This window comes from Metamycoplasma hominis ATCC 23114 (assembly GCF_000085865.1).
GTDB lineage: Bacteria > Bacillota_I > Bacilli_A > Mycoplasmatales > Metamycoplasmataceae > Metamycoplasma > Metamycoplasma hominis.
This window is the reverse complement of record NC_013511.1, coordinates 409209-429245: the sequence shown is the minus strand read 5'-3', so window position 1 is coordinate 429245 and position 20037 is coordinate 409209. Positions and strand designations below refer to the sequence as shown.

The following is a 20037-nucleotide window of genomic DNA, read 5'->3' as shown; positions in this document are numbered from 1 at the left end:
TTTTTAAATAAAATAATGTAAAATTTAACTATAAATAATTAAAGAGAATATATATAAGGATTTAAATGAAAGCAAAAAAAGAAGATAATGTTGTAATTTTTGGCATGGAAAATTCCCAAAAATTAGCACAAGAAATTGGAAAGTATTTAAATAAAGAAATATTGCCAGTTAAAACTACAGTATTTGCAGATGGAGAATGCCTTTTAAAATCAGAAACAACCGTTAGAAATAAAGATGTTTATATTATTTGCAATACCTCAAAACCAGTAAACGATAACATAATGTCATTGCTGATTTTAATTGATTCATTAAGACGTTCATCAGCAAAGAGCATTAATTGCGTTATGACTTACTATGGATATGCAAGACAAGATAGAAAAGCAAGTGGAAGAGATCCAATATCAGCTGCACTAGTTGCTAAGATGTATGAAACAGCGGGTGCTGATAAAATAATTACTATTGACTTGCACAACGCTTCAATTCAAGGATTTTTCAACATTCCTGTTGATGATTTAAGGGGACAATTTATTTTTTCAAATGAATTGTTAAACAGAAAAGAAAAACTAGTAATTGTATCGCCAGACCATGGGGGTGCAGTTAGAGCAAGACAATTGTCAGAATTACTAAACAATGAAGAACAAATTGCAATTATTGATAAGCGTCGTACAGGACCTAATAAATGCGAAATTATGGGTGTTTTAGGTGATGTTAAAGATAAAAACGTTTTAATCTATGACGATATTATTGACACAGGTGGAACAATTATTCATGCAGCGGAAGCGTTAAAAGCAAACGGCGCAAAAAATATTATAATTGCAGCTACTCACGGTCTATTTTCAAAAGGATTTGAAATGTTTGAAAATAACGCAATGATTGATGAAGTTATTATTACTAATTCAATAGATCACAGCCATTTATCAAACTTTAAAAAATTAAGAGAATTATCTTTGGCTCAATTTTTAAGTATGGTAATCAATGCAAACATTGAAAGCAAATCTATAACAGAAGTATATAATGCTTACGGAAAAAGAAAGCAATAATTTAATATTGCAAAGTCTACCGCAATGTAGCAAAGAAGTCTTAAAAAAATTATATGAATATTATCAATTAATAGAACAAGAAAATAGCAAATATAATTTAACAGGTTTCTATAACGAAAAGCTTTTAAAAGAAGCAATAATTGAATCAATTTTAATTTTTTTAGACATTGAAAAAAATATTTGTAATCTAACTAACAAATCTGTACTCGACATTGGCTCGGGCGCAGGATTTCCTATCCTTCCATATTTCATATATAAACAAGATTTTTCTTTAACAATTTATGAACCTCAATCAAAAAGAGTAAATTTTTTAAATTTGGTTAAAAATGAGTTGAAATTGAAAAATATTGATATACAAAAAATTCGTGCTGAAGATTCAAATCAAATAGAATGTTTTGATTTTATTAGTGCAAGAGCGGTGAGTGAATTAAAAAATTTATTAGAAATTTCACACCATCTTTTAAAAATTAATGGAATTGCTTGTTTTTTAAAATCCAATAAATATCAACAAGAAATAGCAAATTCAAACTTTATAGTTAACAAATTAAATATTAATTTAAAAACAAAGATTTTGCCAATATATTTCAATATTGAAAATGTTTTAATTTTTCACCAAAAATTAATAAAAACAGCCCCAGGATTTCCTAGAAAATGATCTTTAATTATTAAAAATAATCTAAAAAATAACTAATAATTAACAAAAAACATCATTTTTAAGCCATTTTTTGGTCTAAAAGTGCTGTTTTTTTGTTATTTCAGATTTAAACATTTATAATATACACATATTTTTATATTTTTAATATATTAAAAAATTATATTTTTTAAACTGGAGAAGAAATATGAGAAGACTTTTTAAAGAGGTTTTCAAATCATTGGCAAGAAATAAAGTTACCTTGATTTGTTTAACAATTTTAATTTTCTTAACAACATTTTTATTTACTTTGTTAAATGATGTTACTACTAGCTATTCATCTACGATTAATTCGTATGAAAAAGTTTCAAAATTGCATGATGCAACTGTTGATTTTGACGTTAACCCATCAGGTGTGATACCAAAATCAGGTTATAACCAAATAGGATCTGATAATCAATCAATTGTTGATAAACCTGTTGTTTTTGAGTCTTCTAATAATGGAAGTGATATTTCATATTCAATAGATCTACCAAAAGATCAAAGAAATTATGTAGGTTTAAAAAATACTTTTAATAATTTAAATTATGATAATGAAAACCATTTTATAAGTACTTATGATTTATTAAATTTATTATATTCTAGCAAGGAATCTATAAGTGATGTAGACGTTGAAATTTTAAAATCCAACCCTGATTTTTCTAAAATTAGGAATTTTAGTTTTTCGGGTAATGATAGGGAATTTAAACTTTATGTAAAAGATAGCAAAGGAAATATAAAACCATTAACTAAAAGATATAATTTGACAAAAAATGATGACATTACTTTTTTAAATGAAGTTAGATTAAAAAATATAGCTTCTATTGCATATGGTCCAAGAGGTTCACTAAACGATCAAAAAGTAGTTGATTATTTATACAATCCCTCTCCATTATTTCTAAATGTTAAAACTAAACAAGCATCATTTGATACTAAAGATTATGAAGCGTGAAAAAATAGTGGTTCATTGCACACTATTGATGGTAAAGATGTAATGAAGATGCTTGGTTTTAAAGAAATTTCAGAAAACCATTATGAATTTGATGCATCTCTTTATAATAAAAACTCTGATTTAAAAATCGAAAATTCGGATTTTACAAGTCAAAAATCAAAATTTATTAATGAAGACTTTAATATTTCAAGAACTTTTAAACTTCAAAATTTTTTAAGCAATAAAAGTATTGAAAAAGATGTTAATGAATTTACAAAACTAGCAGCAAATAAAATATATCAAATTCCAAATGAATGAATAAAATCTACCGAGGTTTTAACAACATATAATTGATATAGATTTGCATTAAATTGAAACGAAAAGAGTGACGAATATAGCTCAAATTGAAAAGGATCATATTTCAAGTACATTGCCAAATTAAAAGAAAGTGACCCAAATGTTTATAAAAATATTCAATATTTTTCATATTGAAATAAGACGATTAAAACAATTTATAAATTAAATTCGTCTTCTTTGAAACAAGAAAAAACTACAACATTGCCAATTGAACAAAAAGATTTATTGCAAACTTTTAAAAACAGTTGAAATGGTGGATTTAATAATTCCAAAATTCCTGCTATAAAAGAAAACATTTCTAAAGAACACCGTTGAAACATTCAACAAATTGAGTATTCTAAATCCGGTGATAAATTAATTACAGAAGACCAATTTAAAGCAATATCAGATCCTAATAATTTAAAAAAATATCAAGAATTTATTAGAAAAGGATCTGTTTCATATGCTAGAAATGCCTTAGTTAATGAAATAAAAAATAATGTTGGAGAAGAAAACTTAGGAATTAGACAAACTCTAACTGTGGAATCCGTTGATGAAAAAACTACTAAGAAAAACGTTTTTCACTTTGTTAATGCAGGCGATGGAAACCAAAAAATTTATGGCGTAAAAAATAACGTTGGTAAATTATATAACGAAACTCTAAATCCTACATTACTAAATTCTTCTGTATCAGATAAAAATGTTAATGAATTTATTTTGAAACCCGATCCAAACGATCCAATGATCAAAAAAATTCCACCAGTTTATACAAAACAAATAATTAAATATATTTTTGAGCAATGAACGCCGTCTATTAATTATTTCAATGCAGATATCAGATTTCTAAAATATTATGATTTCTTGCCAAACACAAAAATACCTTATGAAATCGATGGAAAAATATTGATGTTGACTGTTGCTAATGATGAACCCAAGACCGTTGGCTCTTCAATAGTTGGTGCAGTTGCAAGAATTAGTGATGAAAAATACATTTTATTAAAATATTCAACTATTGACGGATTTAGTGATAAAAAAGTTTGAAATAGAGTTGATGTTAATGGAAAGGCATATTTAACATCTCAAGAACTTTATGAATACATGATTAGAAATAATTATAGTATTAGAGGAGAAATCGGCCCAAACGGTTGAGCAGTTGCTGATAAGGAGTTTAAAAACTCATTTAGTTTGCCTATAAGTTTCGGGGCAATAAACAACAATTTAACTAACGAAATTATTCAAAATAAAACAATAAATGGTTTAGTTAATGTTATTAGAGATGCCTTATTTAATAGTGAAATTATTAACATGTTCAATAAAGACGATTTATTGAGAATCGTGGATGCAGCAAAACAAAGTGTTGTGGATAATGATTTCCATACATTGCTAAATATTGGTAAGGTAAATGGCACGATTTTACAAAAAGTTCTTTTAGATATTTTAAAATACATTATTAGACCAGTAGATAGAAGTAATAGTAACAATTTAAATATTAATAATGTTAATGTTAATGCTTTTGTTCAAAATGTATTCATTGGAATAATAAACTATTTAGAAAAAATGTATATGAATTCAGGAACCAATGACAATGAACGAAATCAATATTTAATGCAACAAGTTTACAACATAAGCAAACTATTAAATCTTAATAATCTATATTTGATTCCTTCTTTGAAATTAAGTTTATTTGACATAATTAATTTAGTTAAAAATAAATCAACAATTTTTGAAGTATTGAGAAATGTTATTCGTTCTATTGATTTTGAAAAATTTTCTTTAATTATTCAAGATTGATTTGAAAAACACCCATACAAACCTTTTACTAGTGTTGATGATACATATTGAATATTATCATCGGAAAGAATTTTAATAAGTTTCTTAAAATCTATTGATGTTTACAAATTAAAATCAACATTGTCTGAATTGATTGACAACATTGACTTTAATGGCTTTTTAAATCCAGAATCGCCTAATAGTTTGTATTCAAAATGAATTAATGCAAACAGAGAAGCTAACAATTTTATAGACCAACAAACAAAAGACGGAATTAAAGAATTTTTTAGAAAATTAAACGGTGCAACAAAAGCAGGCCAAGAATATGATAATTTTAAACAAGGATTAAAAAATATAATAGCTAATTTTGATCTTGATAGATTTATTCAAATCTTGGAGCAACTAGTTAAACATGAACATTATCCAATTGTTGCAAATAATAAAATTTATAAAGATTTCAACACAGAAAGTTTAACTAGCTCAGATTATTTAACATCATTTTTTGGCGCAATAAGTTCAAACATAGATGGAAAAATAAATAGCGGAAAAATTTCCCAAATTCAAGAATCCGTTATTCAAATGTTTAATTTTTCAAATAAGACAAAGAGAATTTTGGGTAAATTGAATATAACTATTCCTGACTATGACAATAATAAAATTACTTTGTTTGATTTAATAAACATGTCAAAATTCTCATTCCCTCAATCTCAAAAGCAAACAAATGTATTGACTAATATTCCAATAAATCCTTTTGATGTTGATGATATTAAAAAAATATTATTAAAGGCCAAAGATGCAAAAATAAATAACAAAAAGTTGAAATTAACTCAAAACGAATTTGATGTATTAAAAAACAATGTTTTAGTTACCAAAGACGAATTTAATGACCTTGATTTAATAATTTCAAAATTAACTAAATATCATGAATATATAGACAAACTTGTAACATCAAACTCTCAATATAAGCAAAGCGGTATAAATTCGGCAGTTGAATTAAATGATTTAAAATCTTATTTGGATGTTGCATATTATTCAGCTTCATTTAATAATATAGCGCCTGAACATGCAAAAGATTTGGAAATTTTAAAAACTATTCATTCATTAATAAAAGACAATTTAGCAAAATTGATGTTGAATAATGATCCACAAAATGTTGCTTCTAATGTCTTATCTCTATATTCATTATGAATTAAACTTGCATATCAACTAAGCCAAATTGCAGATATTCAAGAAAATATTGTTATCGATCCAACAACTAATAAAAGAATAATTGAACGAAAAGTTACAAAATATTTAGATTACAAGCAAATTAAAGAGATATTGTTAGGTCTTTACAGCATAGGAATATCAAAGGAAATTAAAGATATAGTATTAAATTACAAAAAAGTAATTAACCCGATTCCTAGTCTTGGAATTTTAGGTTCGGATGATGACTATTCTGCTAAATTATTTAAAATGCCTTTTGCTCATGCACATACAGCAAAAGCAACAAAACAAATTATGGATTTAATGAATAATTCAGCAGTATTTAAAAATTTATTTGACCAATTATCTAAGAATCATGTTTCTAATAAGGGCATTGAAGCAATTAAAGAAATATTAAAAAATAATATGAATGAAATAACCTACAATTTTGGTTATATGGCCTCTTCAAATCAAATGCCAACTCATTATCTTCAAGCCTTAAAATTATTTTTACAATCATTTATTAATGTCAATGATCAAACTCAAAAAATTAAACCGTTAATAAATGATGAATATACCTTTAGCTTAGTATATAAGGATGCAATTGCAGCTTCAAAAACCGCCTCAATAATTTCGCTATTAAACGTACCAAGAAATATTCTAAATGGTTTCAATGTTTTAAGTTTCCCACAAATATTGTTATACTACGTATTAAGTCCAAACCCAGATAGTGGAAATATTGCTTATATAATCAAAAAATTCTTATCAAATATTGATGAAACTAATGCAACAATGTTGAAAAAACAAATCGAAGGTGCAACTCAAAAATTCAATTTTGTTGAAAATGTTGTTACTTCAAAAAGCGATAGCAGAATTGATTTAGATATTTCTAAATTCAATTATATGTTTAACCATTTATTAAAAACACCCGATAACAAAGATATTAGCTTTTTTGGAATAAATATTACCAAAACTGTTAAGGAAGTATTTTCAAAAATAATAGAACCAAGCACAGTTTATAATTTAATTGCATATTCCGAAGCTGCTTCATATTTAGCCAAGGTAAATTATGGATATTTAAACAAAAATAAAAAAGAAGTATACAATGGCGATATTTCGAAATATTTAAATAATCCATTTGAAATGCAACAATTTATTGCTTCATTAGATGATAAATATAAAATTAAAGTAAATACCCAAGAATATTTGATAACAGGTATTGATAGCACCGCTGATTATTTATACCCTGTAATTAATGAAGAAAATTTACAAGTTGATACAAAAACTCAATCTGTTGTTTATGTTAATTCAAGAGGTTTTGACAGAATTAGATCGGCATATCCTACATTTGCCTTAAAGAGTTATGCATTAGTAAAATCTCCTGTTGACAAAAAAGGAAACTATTTAGCTGGCAAAGATCCTAAAAACTTAAAGAAAGAACTTCAAAGAATTGTTTCATCAATTTCTCCAAATTCAAAAAATAAAGTATTTTTAAAAGATGAACCAGATGCAATTAACCCCGAACGTTACATCAGAGTAAAAACAATAAGAACATTAGTAACATCAATTAAAAATGCAACACTTTATTTAATAACAATTTTGGCAATATTAGTAATTTTGATTGTTTACTTTATTATCAAAAGATATATTGAAGCAAGAAATAAGGTTGTCGGAATATTAAGAGCTCAAGGATATAAAACATCAGAAATTGCTTTATCATTCTGTGCTTTTGGCTGAATTCCAACTATTGTCGGCGGAATATTTGGTTATATTGCGGGATTTGCCTTACAAAAACCTGCAATGTCAATATTATCTTCTTATTGGACGTTAGAGAACAATATTATTCCATTTAATATATTATTAATATTAGCAGTAGTTATTATTCCATTGATTGTTGTTTCACTAGTTATTTATATAATTACTAGAGTTATTGTAAGAAATAAACCTACAGAATTAATGAGTGGGTTAACTGAAGTTAGTGTTGGTAATTTTGCCCAAAGAGTTTCTGCTATGTTTAGAAAAATGCCAGTTAAAGCAAGATTTATTGCCTCAATGGCATTGAATAATTTCTGAAAAATGTTCTCATTATTCTTAGCATTTTCAACGACTTCATTAATTTCTATGTTCTTCCTATCCTCAAATAATGTATTTAATAAAACTATTTCAAAAACATATAAAAATAGGCTATATAAATATAAATTAAATCTTGAAAGTCCAACAACCGAAGGTGGTCCTTATGTTACATACAATCAAAACGATATAAATGATTTATTGTATGTTCCTAATGATCTTGCAGGTGATTCATCAACCAATGGTAGTCAACTAGATTATGATAATCCTAATTTCTTAAGACCTGGAGCTTCATTTAATACTGATGTAATTCAAAGAAAATTTGCGCCTACTGTCATTACAAAATCATCACTTGATTTATTAATGGATTTATCAGTTGAATTAAGTCCATGAGATATAACTTATGCCAACATGCCCGAAACACAAAGGGCAAGAGTAAACCAAATATTTAACCGCGTAAGTTCAATGATGCAATCAACTCAAAACTTAATAAATTTACGTAGATTGAAAAATGGTGGAGATTATAGAATAATAGATGAAGAAGATGTAAAAGATCCAACAAAAATAATTGCTGTAAAAGATATTAAAAAATTCTTTGATGACTATAATGCTAAACGTCCAGAAGATTTATCAAATAGAACAAGTTACTTCTTGTTTAGCGCTGGAAATTATTCAGAAGCAGCATCAGGAAATAGAAAACAATTTAGATTTGTTGAATGAGTTGCAGAAGATGAAATTTATTTAAAACCTGCCAAAGTAAGTACGGCAAAATTCAGACAAGAATATCGTAATTTCTTAGTAAATGCTTATAGAAAAATAAATGGTATAGATTTCTATGTTTCATTTGGTGGAGTTTATTGAAACGATACAACTAACGAAAAATACACATATGCCTCAGTAACTCTAAATGGAAAAGAAACTAAAATTTATGGATACTATAATGATAGTAAATTCGTAAAATTGCAAGATAATAGAGGCAATAATTTAACAAAATTATTACAAGACTATAATTACAATTTTGATAGTAATGATCCAATTCCTGTTGTTGTAAACGAAGTAACAGCAAGAAGCTATAGACTAAAAGTTAATTCCGTATTTGATGCCAAAATATTAAATCACGTTGATAGATTTGCATATCAAGCCTTCATGCAAAAAAGCCCAAGAGTTGATTATAAGTTTAAAGTAATCGGCATATCAGATACTTATATTAACTCTGAAATTAGTACAAGGAAGGATATTTTAGACCACATTTTAGGTTATGATACACTTTCAAAAAGATTAAAAGATGCAAGAAAATATGAATTACAAAAAGCAATTAGTTTACATCCTGATTTAAAAGATGAATATATTAAAAAATTCAATAAGAAATATGATGCATTTAACGGTATTTTGTCAATTGACAAAGTTCCTGTTCAAACTATTGATACATTAACAACTTATTCAGCGACAGGATTCTGAGGTGCAGCAAGTTCATATGATGTTGCCGAAGCAAACGACAATAGCGCATGAGATTTCTTTAAACGCATGTTTATAAGTAATCCAAAATTAAAATATATTTCTGTATATGAACATAACATTCAATCATATAATGAAGCACATCCTCAGGCAAAATTAGATTATAAAACTCAATTAAAGAAATTACTTGGAAATCTAAATGATGAAAGTATACAAGAAATAATAGACTCAGATAGTCCATTAGAAAGTTATAAAATCTTAGTAAGAGAAACATTAACTAAATTCTATGGCACACAAGCATCTTCAATATATGGCAAGAATATAATGTATGGTGCATCATTTGATGTCAATAGTAAAGACATTGAAGCTGGATTTATTGAAGGAATTTCTTCAACAGTTAATACCATATTGCTGGCATTTATAATAATTTTATTGATAATTTCAATAGTTATATTAATTGTTATTACTAATATAATGATTGCTTCAAACGGAAGATCAATTGCTACATTTTCTATATTAGGATATACAAATAAAGAAAAAATTCTATTATTCTTCTTTAATTTTGTACCTGCAATTGTATTTGCTTGCTTACTAATGATTCCTGCAACTCTTGCAATAATAGCAATATTCAACTCGTTTATGATGGTAACTAGCCAGATTGTATTACCTTTGGTTTTACATATTTCAACAGTAATATTAAGTGCATTAATTTGTTTGGCAGTATTTATAGCAACATCAATTGCAACATGAAATAGTTTAAATAAAATAAAAGCAGTAGATGCTTTGAAGGGAAAATAAAATGGCAAAAGAAATAAAAGAAAACAAAAAAGAAATTAAAGCTAAAACAAATAAAATTTCTAAGAATAAAAATTTTGTTGATGAACAAACATTGCAAGATTTGAACTTGATAAATATTTCTAAGCAAAAAAAGCCATTTGAAATTAAAGATGAAGGCATTGCAATTAAGGTTTTAGATAATGCAACTTTAAAGAAATATAGACTTGCTAATGACAAACCAAGAAAAAAAGACGAGTATGCTAAATTGCAAAATTCTAACGATAACATTGTTGAAGTTGACAATATTAAAAAAACATATTTATCTGGTAATGTCGCAACTGAAGTTTTAAAAGGAATAACTTTTTCAATTAAAAAAGGAGAAATTGTTGTTCTATATGGAAAGTCCGGGTCAGGTAAATCAACATTATTAAACATAATTAGTGCTCTTGACCGGCCTACCTCTGGTAATGTAATTGTAAATAACATAAATTTGCCTTATTTATCTGATGCAAAGCAAACCTTATTTAGAAGAGAAAACATTTCGTTCATTTTTCAAAATTATAATTTACTTCAAAATTTGAATAGTTATGACAATGTTGAAACTGGTTCATATTTGCAAAGAGATAAGAACAAGCGTTTAAATATTAAAAAATTATTTGAAGATTTTGATCTTTCTGAATGTATGTATAAATATCCTTCTCAAATGTCTGGTGGTCAACAACAAAGAGTGTCAATTTTAAGAGCCATTGCAAAAAATTCCGAAATTCTTGTAGCTGATGAACCAACAGGAGCATTGGACGAAAAAACAGGAATTATTGTATTGAAAAATTTGCAACAAATCAATTTAAAATATGGCACAACCATTATCATTGTTTCCCACGACCCTGACGTTGCCCAAATTGCTGATAAAGTTATATACTTGGAGTTGGGATTAATTAAAGAAGTGAAACTTCAAGAAAGAAAATGATTAATCGATAGAGAAAGCCAATTTTAAAAAAGTAAGAAGTAGAAACTTCCTACTTTTTTATTTGCTTATTTTTTTAAAAAACAAAGACATTTTAATCACATTAGAAATTCTAAAATTTCTTCAATAAAAAGCAATTGTGAACTCTCTTTTATAAAAATTAGCTAAATATTTTTTTATATTCAATGGGGTTAATATATTCTATCTTTCTTTGTGGAACGGAATGTTCAAAATATTCAACTTCATAAACGTTTTTTAGATATTGGTCAAATTCAACTAAAACATCAACTTCAATATTGTTTATAATTACTTTTTTTGTTTCAAATTTAATATTTGGCAATCAATATTTCAATGAATCTTTTTTAATTATCGGACTTGAGATTAAAAAACCTTGGTGATCATTTTTTATTAATAAATTAGCAACTTCTTTGTATGTAATTGGCTTATAAAAGATTGATAGAAAATGAGATTTAATAATATTATTTTTTGTTTTTCAATCGTTGCTATTTGTCATTGTTAAATAGTGGCCAATAAACGATCTAGCTTGATTGCAATGTTTTAAATATTTCTTTATGTTTGCAATGTTTGTTGGATAAATTAGGTTAATGTTCAAAAACGGTTGGTTTTCAAATATGTTTTTGTTATCATCAACAAATTTTATTTGTAAGTCGTGATACAAAGAATGTAATGTATTATCTAAAACTCTATTAGGATAAGCATTTTTTAAGATTTCATAATCTTGATATTTCATCATTATTTCATGGTGATCTAAATTATTCCAAGAATGTTCTTTTGACATAGCGCCATACAAGCTCAATTTATCTAAACTATAAAAAAGATTAAGATTTTTACAAATTTCAATAAATTCAAGCAATATTCTATCCTTATTTAAAAGTAATTTATTCATGTTTTAAATTATAAAATAATACTGGTTAAATATCCATAAATAAAGAAAAATAACCAAAAATAGTATAATTATTTAATATTAAATAATAGAAAGGTTTACTATGTCAAATCAAAATCAACCCAAAACAACCGAACAAAAGGCTAAGCGTAAAAAAATTATTTGAGGTGCTTTTTGAGGCACAGCAATAGCAACCGCAGTTGCTGCAGGAATTGGCGTTCCGTTAGCACAAGCTAATCATTCCTTACCTAAGCCTTCACCTTTATTAAAAGATTCTTCTTCAATTTTATCAATAACCGGGCCAGATGGTCAAAGGTTAAATTTGAACTATGGTGACATTAATAAAATCCATGAAATAGCAAATTCATCAAAACATGCTGCCGAAGGTGTTGAAAAGCAATTAATTAAATACCTTTATGAAAAAGAATATGAAGGTTCATTGTGATATGAAGCTGTTTATAATGCTGATAAGGCAGAAAAAGATATTAAAAAATTAGCACTAAAACCAATCGAAGAAGTTAAAAAAGAAATAACAAAAGAAATTCAAGATCTTGAAAAGAAATATCAAGAACAATTTGGTCTACAAAAAAATTGAGAAGAAAAATTCTTACAAGAACTTGCAACTGATAGATATGGAAAAGCAAAGTCAAAAGAAGAAGCAATTGAATACCTTCTAGCACAAAAATTAAATAGATATGCATTTAATAGATATACAACCGAAGTAAATAGTGATTTTACTTATAGTGAATTAAAAAATGGAATTATTGCAAACAAAGACGTTTATTACACATATCAAGGCAAAAGAGTTGACATTGCTAAGAAGGGTGAAAAAATTACTCTTCCTTTTGCTATAGAAAATAAAAATTATGTTTTGCCAAAATCTGATGATAAATCGTTAAAAATTGGAACAAAAGATGAAGTTAAAATTCCGATGTTTGTTACAAAATCTTTTGTTAAAGAATATCGCAATCCTTTAAAATTCATTAAAAATTGAATCGAAAGAAAGCAAGCAATAACATCTAATTTAAATTTATTGGCACACCCAGATCCAAAAGATGCTTCAAATCCATGAGTCGTAATAAAGGCAGAAATTATTAAATTATTAAGCTTTTCTGCTTATTTAAATGAAAGCGATGACAAGGTTTCGATTAAACAAGGTATTGATGCCATTTCAACATTTAAAGGTATATCTTCACTTCTTGAAACAAATGAAATTACTAAAAAGCAAGAAATTGCAGCAAAAAATGATAGCAACCTTTTGAGATATGTTTCAAGTGATAGCAAGTCAGCTGATAAATACGGTTTCGACGGCTTTAAAAGTGTGTTGAATAGTTTAAAAGAAAAAGATCCTAATAAGTATATGAATCTTCTTTCAATCTTAATGGGAGATGCTGACAAAGATAAAAGCATTTTTAAAGTTGAAGATAAAAATGATTTGTTTACAAAATTAAAAGAAAACTTCAAAAAGATCTTTGGTGATGCCACATTTATTGATCATAAAAAGAACACAAAGAAATTTGCTGATATTTTTAATGAAGGAACTGAAAGTGTTGACAAAGAAAACTTCTCTGAAAAATACACTAGATACAATGCAGCTATTGAAAAATTTATCAATGATTTAAGTGAAAAAGAATTTAATAAATCTTTTGGCTTGGCATTTCGAGATGCATTTAGTGATGAAGCAAGTGGATATAAGGTTTCAACATTAATTAAAAGTAATGGAAATTACATTCAAGTCAATGAAAGTGGCATTTTGATTCAAAATGTATTTTCATTAGATAAAGAAGAAGTTGTAACTAGATTGATAACAAACGATTTGTCAATATTATCTAAGGCTAATCATTCGGATACATTGAATACTAAATTATTTAATTTAGATTCAATATTTTCTGAAATTTTAACTCGTGACTATATGGTTAATGATTTATTACAACAAGATAATTTTAAAAATTATATTAAATCAAAAGAATATTTAAGTCTTGAAGGAACAAAACGTAAATTCAATGATCAAGATATTTTAAATGCAATCAACTATGAAAAATTAATTCGTGAAACAAGCAAATACGTTTTAATTAATGGTAAAGCAAACGAAATAAAACAATTTATAATTAAAAAATTTAATAGTAATTTATATAAAGATTATGTGTTCAAAGACAATAAGTTTATTCTATCGCCCCATGAAGACAAAGAGATCTTATCTTATTTATTCACAACAATTGTAAATTACATAAATACTAAAAATTAAAAGGAGATACAATGACTAAAAAAATTAGATTATTAACAGCTATTGCAATGCCACTTGCGGTTCTTCCTTTGATTGCTAGTTCATGTAAAAAAGAAAAGGAAGATTCTCAACAAAATTCAGGGTACCAAAAACGTGTTTTAAAAGATTCATTAACAAAAAATAGGGTTTTAACTTGACTTACTGATATATATATTTCAGAATTTTACAAAAGTGAAATTGAAAGCTATGCTAAAAATTCTAACGATAAAGACAAGATTGAATATATTGTCTCAAATTTCAACAATTCAGCATTAACAAAAGATCTTTATGAATTATTCAAATATTATGCAACTAATAGAGTTGCTTCCGATCCTCAATTCTTTTGAAATTTAAAATCATTGTTTATTAATGCAAAGATTGATACAACTAAATATAATCCTGCTGCATTTTCAATACCAAGTGAACAAGAATTTAAATTTATTTTTAAACACTCAAATCAAATCGCAGCAAACATTAGATTAGAACTTCAAAAAATGTTGCTTGCTAAACTTTATTTATTAAAAAATAGACCAGAACTTAAAAAAATAGCAAATGATAGCAACGGTCTAGACAAAGCACAAGTTGCATTACACAACAAAATGTCTAAGAAAGATGCTCCTATTAATGAAAAAGAATTATACGAAGCATTGAATTTTGCAGATGATTCATTGTATTTAATGAAATATCTAGTTGAAAATCCGATTATTGAAAATTGAGAATTTAATGATAAGCGCGATATGAATTTAAGATGACCAAAATCATATATAAATTCAATTGAAGGATTTAATAAGTTAGCTTCTTACAATCCTTCAACTAAACCAGAATATGGTCACAATGAAGCAGCTAAAAACCCAGAACAATTGATTAATAGCGGTTCAATGGAAGGCGAAGTATTAAAATCATTATTGGCATATAAAGGCATTGTTAAAAATTCAAATACGTCAGGTGATTTAGGCGGCAATTTAGATAGTATAAAGAAAGATTTAAGTTCAGTATATGGATTTGTAGATCCATTTAGTAAAAAAGTTTACAGTCAAGAAAGCTTTTTACTTGCAAAAATTCTTGCCCAAGAAATAAACCATCCAAAGGCAAAAGCAACTGAAACATTGCAAACTAAAGCTTCGAAGGGTGAATTAAAATCGTTTGATTACAAAGATTACGAATTTGATGGTTTAACAAAAGATAGCAAGGATAATTATCAATATACAAAGACAATAACTCTTGGTAGTAAGCAATATACATTGAGATTTAGCCAAAAAGGTTCAATATCATTTGATGGAAACTTTTTAACAATTCCAATGAATTTAACAGTTGATGGTTTAGGAAAAAGAAATTTCTATGAATTCAATGCTAAATTAGAATACAATAAAAATACAAAGAAATTTGAATCAATAAGTCAAAATGTTGCATACAATTTAAAACAAAATCCTCAAAGAATAAATGTTACAAAAGACAATTCAATTACTGCCCAATATGTAGTTAAAATTTCACCATTATATTTAACTAAGAAAGTTAAAGATTATAACGGCAAAGAAGTTACAAAACAAGTTTTAACATTTGATGAAACTCCATGAGCAACAAAAGAAAAACAAGAAATTATTGCAAATAATATAGTGACTGCTAATTTTGAGTCATTATATAAAACTGCAGTTAAATATATTAATGAACTAGGGTTTAAATTAAATGTTTCAGAAACAAACAAATCTGTTTATGATATATTGAAAGTTGAAGGTCTAGTATAATATGCATGATGATATTTTTGAAAAAATAATAACAAGAGAAATCCCGGCAAAAATAATATATGAAGATGAAAAATTTATTGCCTTTGAAGATATTAAACCAGTAGATAAAGGCCATTTTTTAGTAACAGTAAAGAACCACGCCACAAATTTATATGATATTGATGACCAAGCATTGTCATCACTAATATTAAAGGCGAGAGAACTTGCTTTAAAAAGAGTTAAGGAATTAGGTGCAACTGGATTTAATTTAATAATAAATAATAATCTTTCAGCAGATCAAACAGTATTTAGAATTCATGTTCATATAATCCCAAGATATTAATAATAATTAAAAAAAATAACAAGGCTTGCGTGCAATAATAGCAAGCCTTTTTATTATTTAAAATTATTGAAAAAAATGATTTATTTAGTTTTTAAATTATAAATTTTTGTGATTAATTTATTATAGATGTTCATGGGCTTTTATGCTAAAAAACATCTATATATTTATTATTTATTTTGTTCTAAAAAAAATTTCAAAAAAATAAAAAAAATCACATTTAATTAACCAATAAGTTCAAAAAAATCTCTTTGGATGGAGAAAACCGTTTTTTGTTTAATTAATAAGGGCTACCAAAATAAATATAAAGTAAGAGTTTAAGTTTTTTTGGCACTAAATTACAATAATATTTGTATTTTATGTTAAAATATATAAGCAATTTAACAAAATGGCGTTTGTGGCGAAGTGGTTTAACGCTCCGGGTTGTGGCTCCGGCATACGTGGGTTCGATCCCCATCAAACGCCCCATTTTTTTATTAATTTTTTTAATCATTTATTTATCTTATTTTTTAAAATTCTATATTTAATATTTTTAATATTTAAAATTAATTTATTAATGCATAATTAAAAAAGCTAAATAATATTTAAATTATTTAGCTAACTATCATTAAATAAATATGTTTTTGCTTAAGCTGGCCCTGTATTATATGGGGCGTTTTTTTATTTATTTTTTTAAAAAAAATATTGAAAACCAAAAATGCATCAGTAACAAGCGATGTAGCTATATTATCTTTGAATAATTTGGAAGTTAGAAAGTAAAGTGGAGAGAATAATGAAATATATGGTTAACAAAATAAATCCTTTTTTTGTTTATTCAAACGACTGCATAATTTATAAAAATAATAATTTGATTTCATTTAATCTAAAAAATGCACAACAATTAAACCCTACCATTGTCGCTAAGATTTTCTTTGAAAAATTAGATTTTGATATTGTTAAAAAACATTACAACTTCTAGATAAATTTTTGTTTTTAATGAAAAATTCATTTTCGATTTTAGCAATTAAAAATAGTGCCCATTAGTAGCACTATTTTTTGTATTTTTAATTTATATTATTTTGTTGAGATTTCTTTTAATTGATCTTTTCAAGCTTCTTGAACTCTTGCTCATTCAGACTTCATTTCATTGAATCATGTGGTATTAAATGATTTAAATGATTCTAGTTCAGATAAAGAAAAATCTCCTCGTGCTGATGTAACTGTAACAAATTTATCAATTTCATGACTCTTGTTCAATAATTGATCTGCAAAATTTTCTAATTCATTTTTGAATTTTTTAGCTTCTTCCTTATTTGTTGTATCATCTATCTTAAATTTCTTTTCTAATTCAGAAATAGTTTTCTTTACTGAATTAGAAAATTCAGAAATTTCATGACTTAATTTCTTTAATTCTTCAACACCCTTAATAATACTATTAATTTCTGTTAATTCATTTTTTCATGCTTCTTGTACTTTTGCTCATTCAGTTTTAATTTCATTAAATTGAAGGGTGTTTAATTCTTTAAATGATTCTAATTCTTCAAGAACAAATTCTGTCTTTTTAGAAACAGTAGAAACAAATGTATTGATTTCGTTAGCTTTTTTATTTAATAATTTGATTGTTGAGGTTAATTTTTCTTTAAAATCTTTTGGAATTTGGAATTTCTTTTCTAATTTAGCAATAGTTTCTTCAATAGTTTGTGCTAAATCTGAATTTTCCTTGCTTAATTTTGTTAATTCTGCGATACCATTTTGAATTTTTTGATTTTCTTCTGCTAATTTTTTATCATCGTCAGCTTTAATTTCAGCTAATTCTTTTGATCAAGCTTTTTTAACTTCTTCTCATTCTGATACGATTTTTTCAAGTCATGAGGTGTTAAATTCTTTAAATGATTCTAGTTCTGATAAAAGGAAATCTTTTTTAATGGTATTTACTGTTGCAAAAGTTTTAACTTCGACTGATTTTTTATTTAATAATTCAATTGTTGAAATTAATTGTTTTTTAAATGTTTCATCAATTTCGAATTTTTTTCCTTCTAATTTAGTAATTGTTAATGCAATTGTATCAGCAAAACTTTGAATTTTTTCGCTTAATTTTAATAATTCTTTAGCGCCTTCTTTAATTTTTAAATTTTCATCAGCAATTTTTTTATTTGCTTGATCAACTTTTTGTTGTTCACTTTTTGCGTTTTCTACTGCTGCTGAAAGTTTAGAAATTATTGCTGGATAATCGCCGTATGAACCTGCTTCTTTAAATGATTTGGTTGCTTCGGCAATTTCTTTGTTTAATGTTTCTAAAATTTTTGAATAATCAGGATTTTTTTTCAATTCTTCTGCTAATGCATTTGCTTGTTTTAAAGCAGCATCTGCTTTTTCTTTTCCATTTTTCTCTGCTAGTTTATCATCATTACATGAAATAGTAGCAACTGGCAAAATAGCGGTAGTTGCTATTCCACATAATGTTATAAATATTTTCTTTGATTTTTTCATTTCTAATTTTTTATCCTTTTTTAAATTTAGTAAATATAAAAAAGAGACTTAATAATCTCCGAGATATATTTTATTGTTTTTTTAAATGGTTCATATTCGATATATTGAAAAAAATAAAAAAAACTATATTTTTGAACTAAAAGGTTAATTTTTGTTGAAAACTTTTTGGGTTTAAGTATCTGCAATAATAGAATAGGAGTTATAAAGTTTGAAATTTAATTTAATTTGTTATTTTTTAAAAACTTCTAGTGTGTAGTTTTTAGCATTTATTTCCTTTTTAAATCTTTTAAGTTTGGAATTTTAGTAAAATATAATAAATAAATATTATGAATAAAAAACAAATAAAAAAATTTTTAAGTTTTTCATTGGCTATTCCGACTTTACTAACTATCCCATTAGTTTCATTATCATGCAAAAAATCAAAAGATAATCAAGATAATTTAGAATTAGGCAATGATGACGGAATTGAAAAACAAGATTTAAGTGTTGCCAAAAGAATAGTTGAAATATTTAAAGAACACAGATTTTCATTTGATGAAATGAATCAAAAATTATTCTTACAAAATCTAAATATAGAAGACCCTAAAAATCCATTTAAAAAAATAAGATTTGAAGATTTTTATAACAATAGAGTAAAAGATTGGAATTTTAAAGAAAAGTCTGAATACAATAGAGCTTTGGAGTTGGATAATGATCTTAAATATCCCTTCTTTGATATAAAGAATCAAAATAGTTTTATTAATTTATTAAAAAATGATCCCGATCCTAATCTTTATAGAGTTTTTAATAAATATTTCCAAATAAGATTAAGAACAAATGATGAACTTTTAAAAATACTTTTTGTGTTTGAATTAGTATCAAAAAAAATGCAACAACAATTAAGCAATGAAATAAAGAAGGACGCATCGGATTTAAATGTAAAGAATTATTTTAATTTAAAAACATATGCCATAAATCATTTTTTATTAGATTATACGGAATTTCTAAAATCAGAAGAACCTGAAACCACAATGCATTATACATTTAGATTATTAAGTTATATTGTGCCACCAGTTGCCATTTCTGGCATTATAATTTATATTATTATAATGGTATTAAAAAAGAAACATAAATCAAAGATTAGAGCATAAAAAAACAAGGAG

General features: G+C 25.8%; 11 protein-coding genes and 1 tRNA gene. 10 read left to right on the top strand and 2 right to left on the bottom strand.

What is annotated here, in order from left to right; all coding sequences use genetic code 4:
- Positions 1-65: 65 nt before the first annotated feature.
- From MHO_RS01990 to MHO_RS01975, 4 genes are all read left to right on the top strand, one after another.
- Positions 66-1040 carry a ribose-phosphate pyrophosphokinase gene (locus tag MHO_RS01990; RefSeq protein WP_012855629.1) on the top strand — a complete coding sequence of 325 codons (975 nt, stop codon included), beginning with the start codon at positions 66-68 and terminating at the stop codon, positions 1038-1040.
- Positions 1015-1731 (top strand): 16S rRNA (guanine(527)-N(7))-methyltransferase RsmG, encoded by a 717-nt coding sequence (rsmG, locus tag MHO_RS01985; protein WP_012855628.1) that lies wholly within the window; start codon positions 1015-1017, stop codon positions 1729-1731. Before MHO_RS01990 ends, rsmG begins: the two co-directional genes overlap by 26 nt.
- A gap of 148 nt (positions 1732-1879) precedes the next feature.
- Positions 1880-10255 (top strand): ABC transporter permease, encoded by an 8376-nt coding sequence (locus MHO_RS05605; protein WP_012855627.1) that lies wholly within the window; start codon positions 1880-1882, stop codon positions 10253-10255.
- A 1-nt stretch (position 10256) separates the two neighbouring features.
- Positions 10257-11228: an ABC transporter ATP-binding protein gene (locus MHO_RS01975; protein WP_012855626.1), complete on the top strand. Its 972-nt coding sequence runs from the start codon at positions 10257-10259 to the stop codon at positions 11226-11228.
- Between the two features lie 130 nt (positions 11229-11358).
- Here MHO_RS01975 and MHO_RS05600 read toward each other — a convergent pair whose 3' ends face one another.
- Entirely contained in the window at positions 11359-12105 is a 747-nt protein-coding gene (locus tag MHO_RS05600) for a hypothetical protein (protein ID WP_012855625.1), read from the bottom strand.
- A 100-nt stretch (positions 12106-12205) separates the two neighbouring features.
- On the opposite strand from MHO_RS05600, the gene MHO_RS05595 reads away from it, so the two are divergent.
- The 5 genes from MHO_RS05595 to MHO_RS02955 all read left to right on the top strand — a co-directional run bounded on the left by MHO_RS05595 (position 12206) and on the right by MHO_RS02955 (position 17384).
- Positions 12206-14347 carry a HinT-interacting membrane complex protein P80 gene (locus MHO_RS05595; protein WP_012855624.1) on the top strand — a complete coding sequence of 714 codons (2142 nt, stop codon included), beginning with the start codon at positions 12206-12208 and terminating at the stop codon, positions 14345-14347.
- An 11-nt stretch (positions 14348-14358) separates the two neighbouring features.
- Positions 14359-16107: a HinT-interacting membrane complex lipoprotein P60 gene (locus tag MHO_RS05590; protein WP_012855623.1), complete on the top strand. Its 1749-nt coding sequence runs from the start codon at positions 14359-14361 to the stop codon at positions 16105-16107.
- Position 16108: 1 nt separating this feature from the next.
- Positions 16109-16429, top strand: coding sequence for a histidine triad protein HinT (hinT, locus tag MHO_RS01955; protein ID WP_012855622.1), 321 nt, complete (start codon positions 16109-16111; stop codon positions 16427-16429).
- A 388-nt stretch (positions 16430-16817) separates the two neighbouring features.
- A tRNA-His gene (locus tag MHO_RS01950) sits at positions 16818-16894 on the top strand.
- 304 nt (positions 16895-17198) lie between these two features.
- Positions 17199-17384: a hypothetical protein gene (locus MHO_RS02955; protein ID WP_049780786.1), complete on the top strand. Its 186-nt coding sequence runs from the start codon at positions 17199-17201 to the stop codon at positions 17382-17384.
- Between the two features lie 95 nt (positions 17385-17479).
- Here the strand turns inward: MHO_RS02955 and vaa are convergent, their stop codons facing one another.
- A complete protein-coding gene (vaa, locus tag MHO_RS01940) occupies positions 17480-18895 on the bottom strand; it encodes a variable adherence-associated lipoprotein adhesin Vaa (RefSeq protein WP_012855621.1) in 1416 nt (471 codons plus the stop codon).
- Positions 18896-19221: 326 nt separating this feature from the next.
- Here vaa and MHO_RS01935 point away from each other — a divergent pair, with 326 nt between their 5' ends.
- Positions 19222-20025 (top strand): hypothetical protein, encoded by an 804-nt coding sequence (locus MHO_RS01935; RefSeq protein WP_012855620.1) that lies wholly within the window; start codon positions 19222-19224, stop codon positions 20023-20025.
- Positions 20026-20037: the final 12 nt, after the last annotated feature.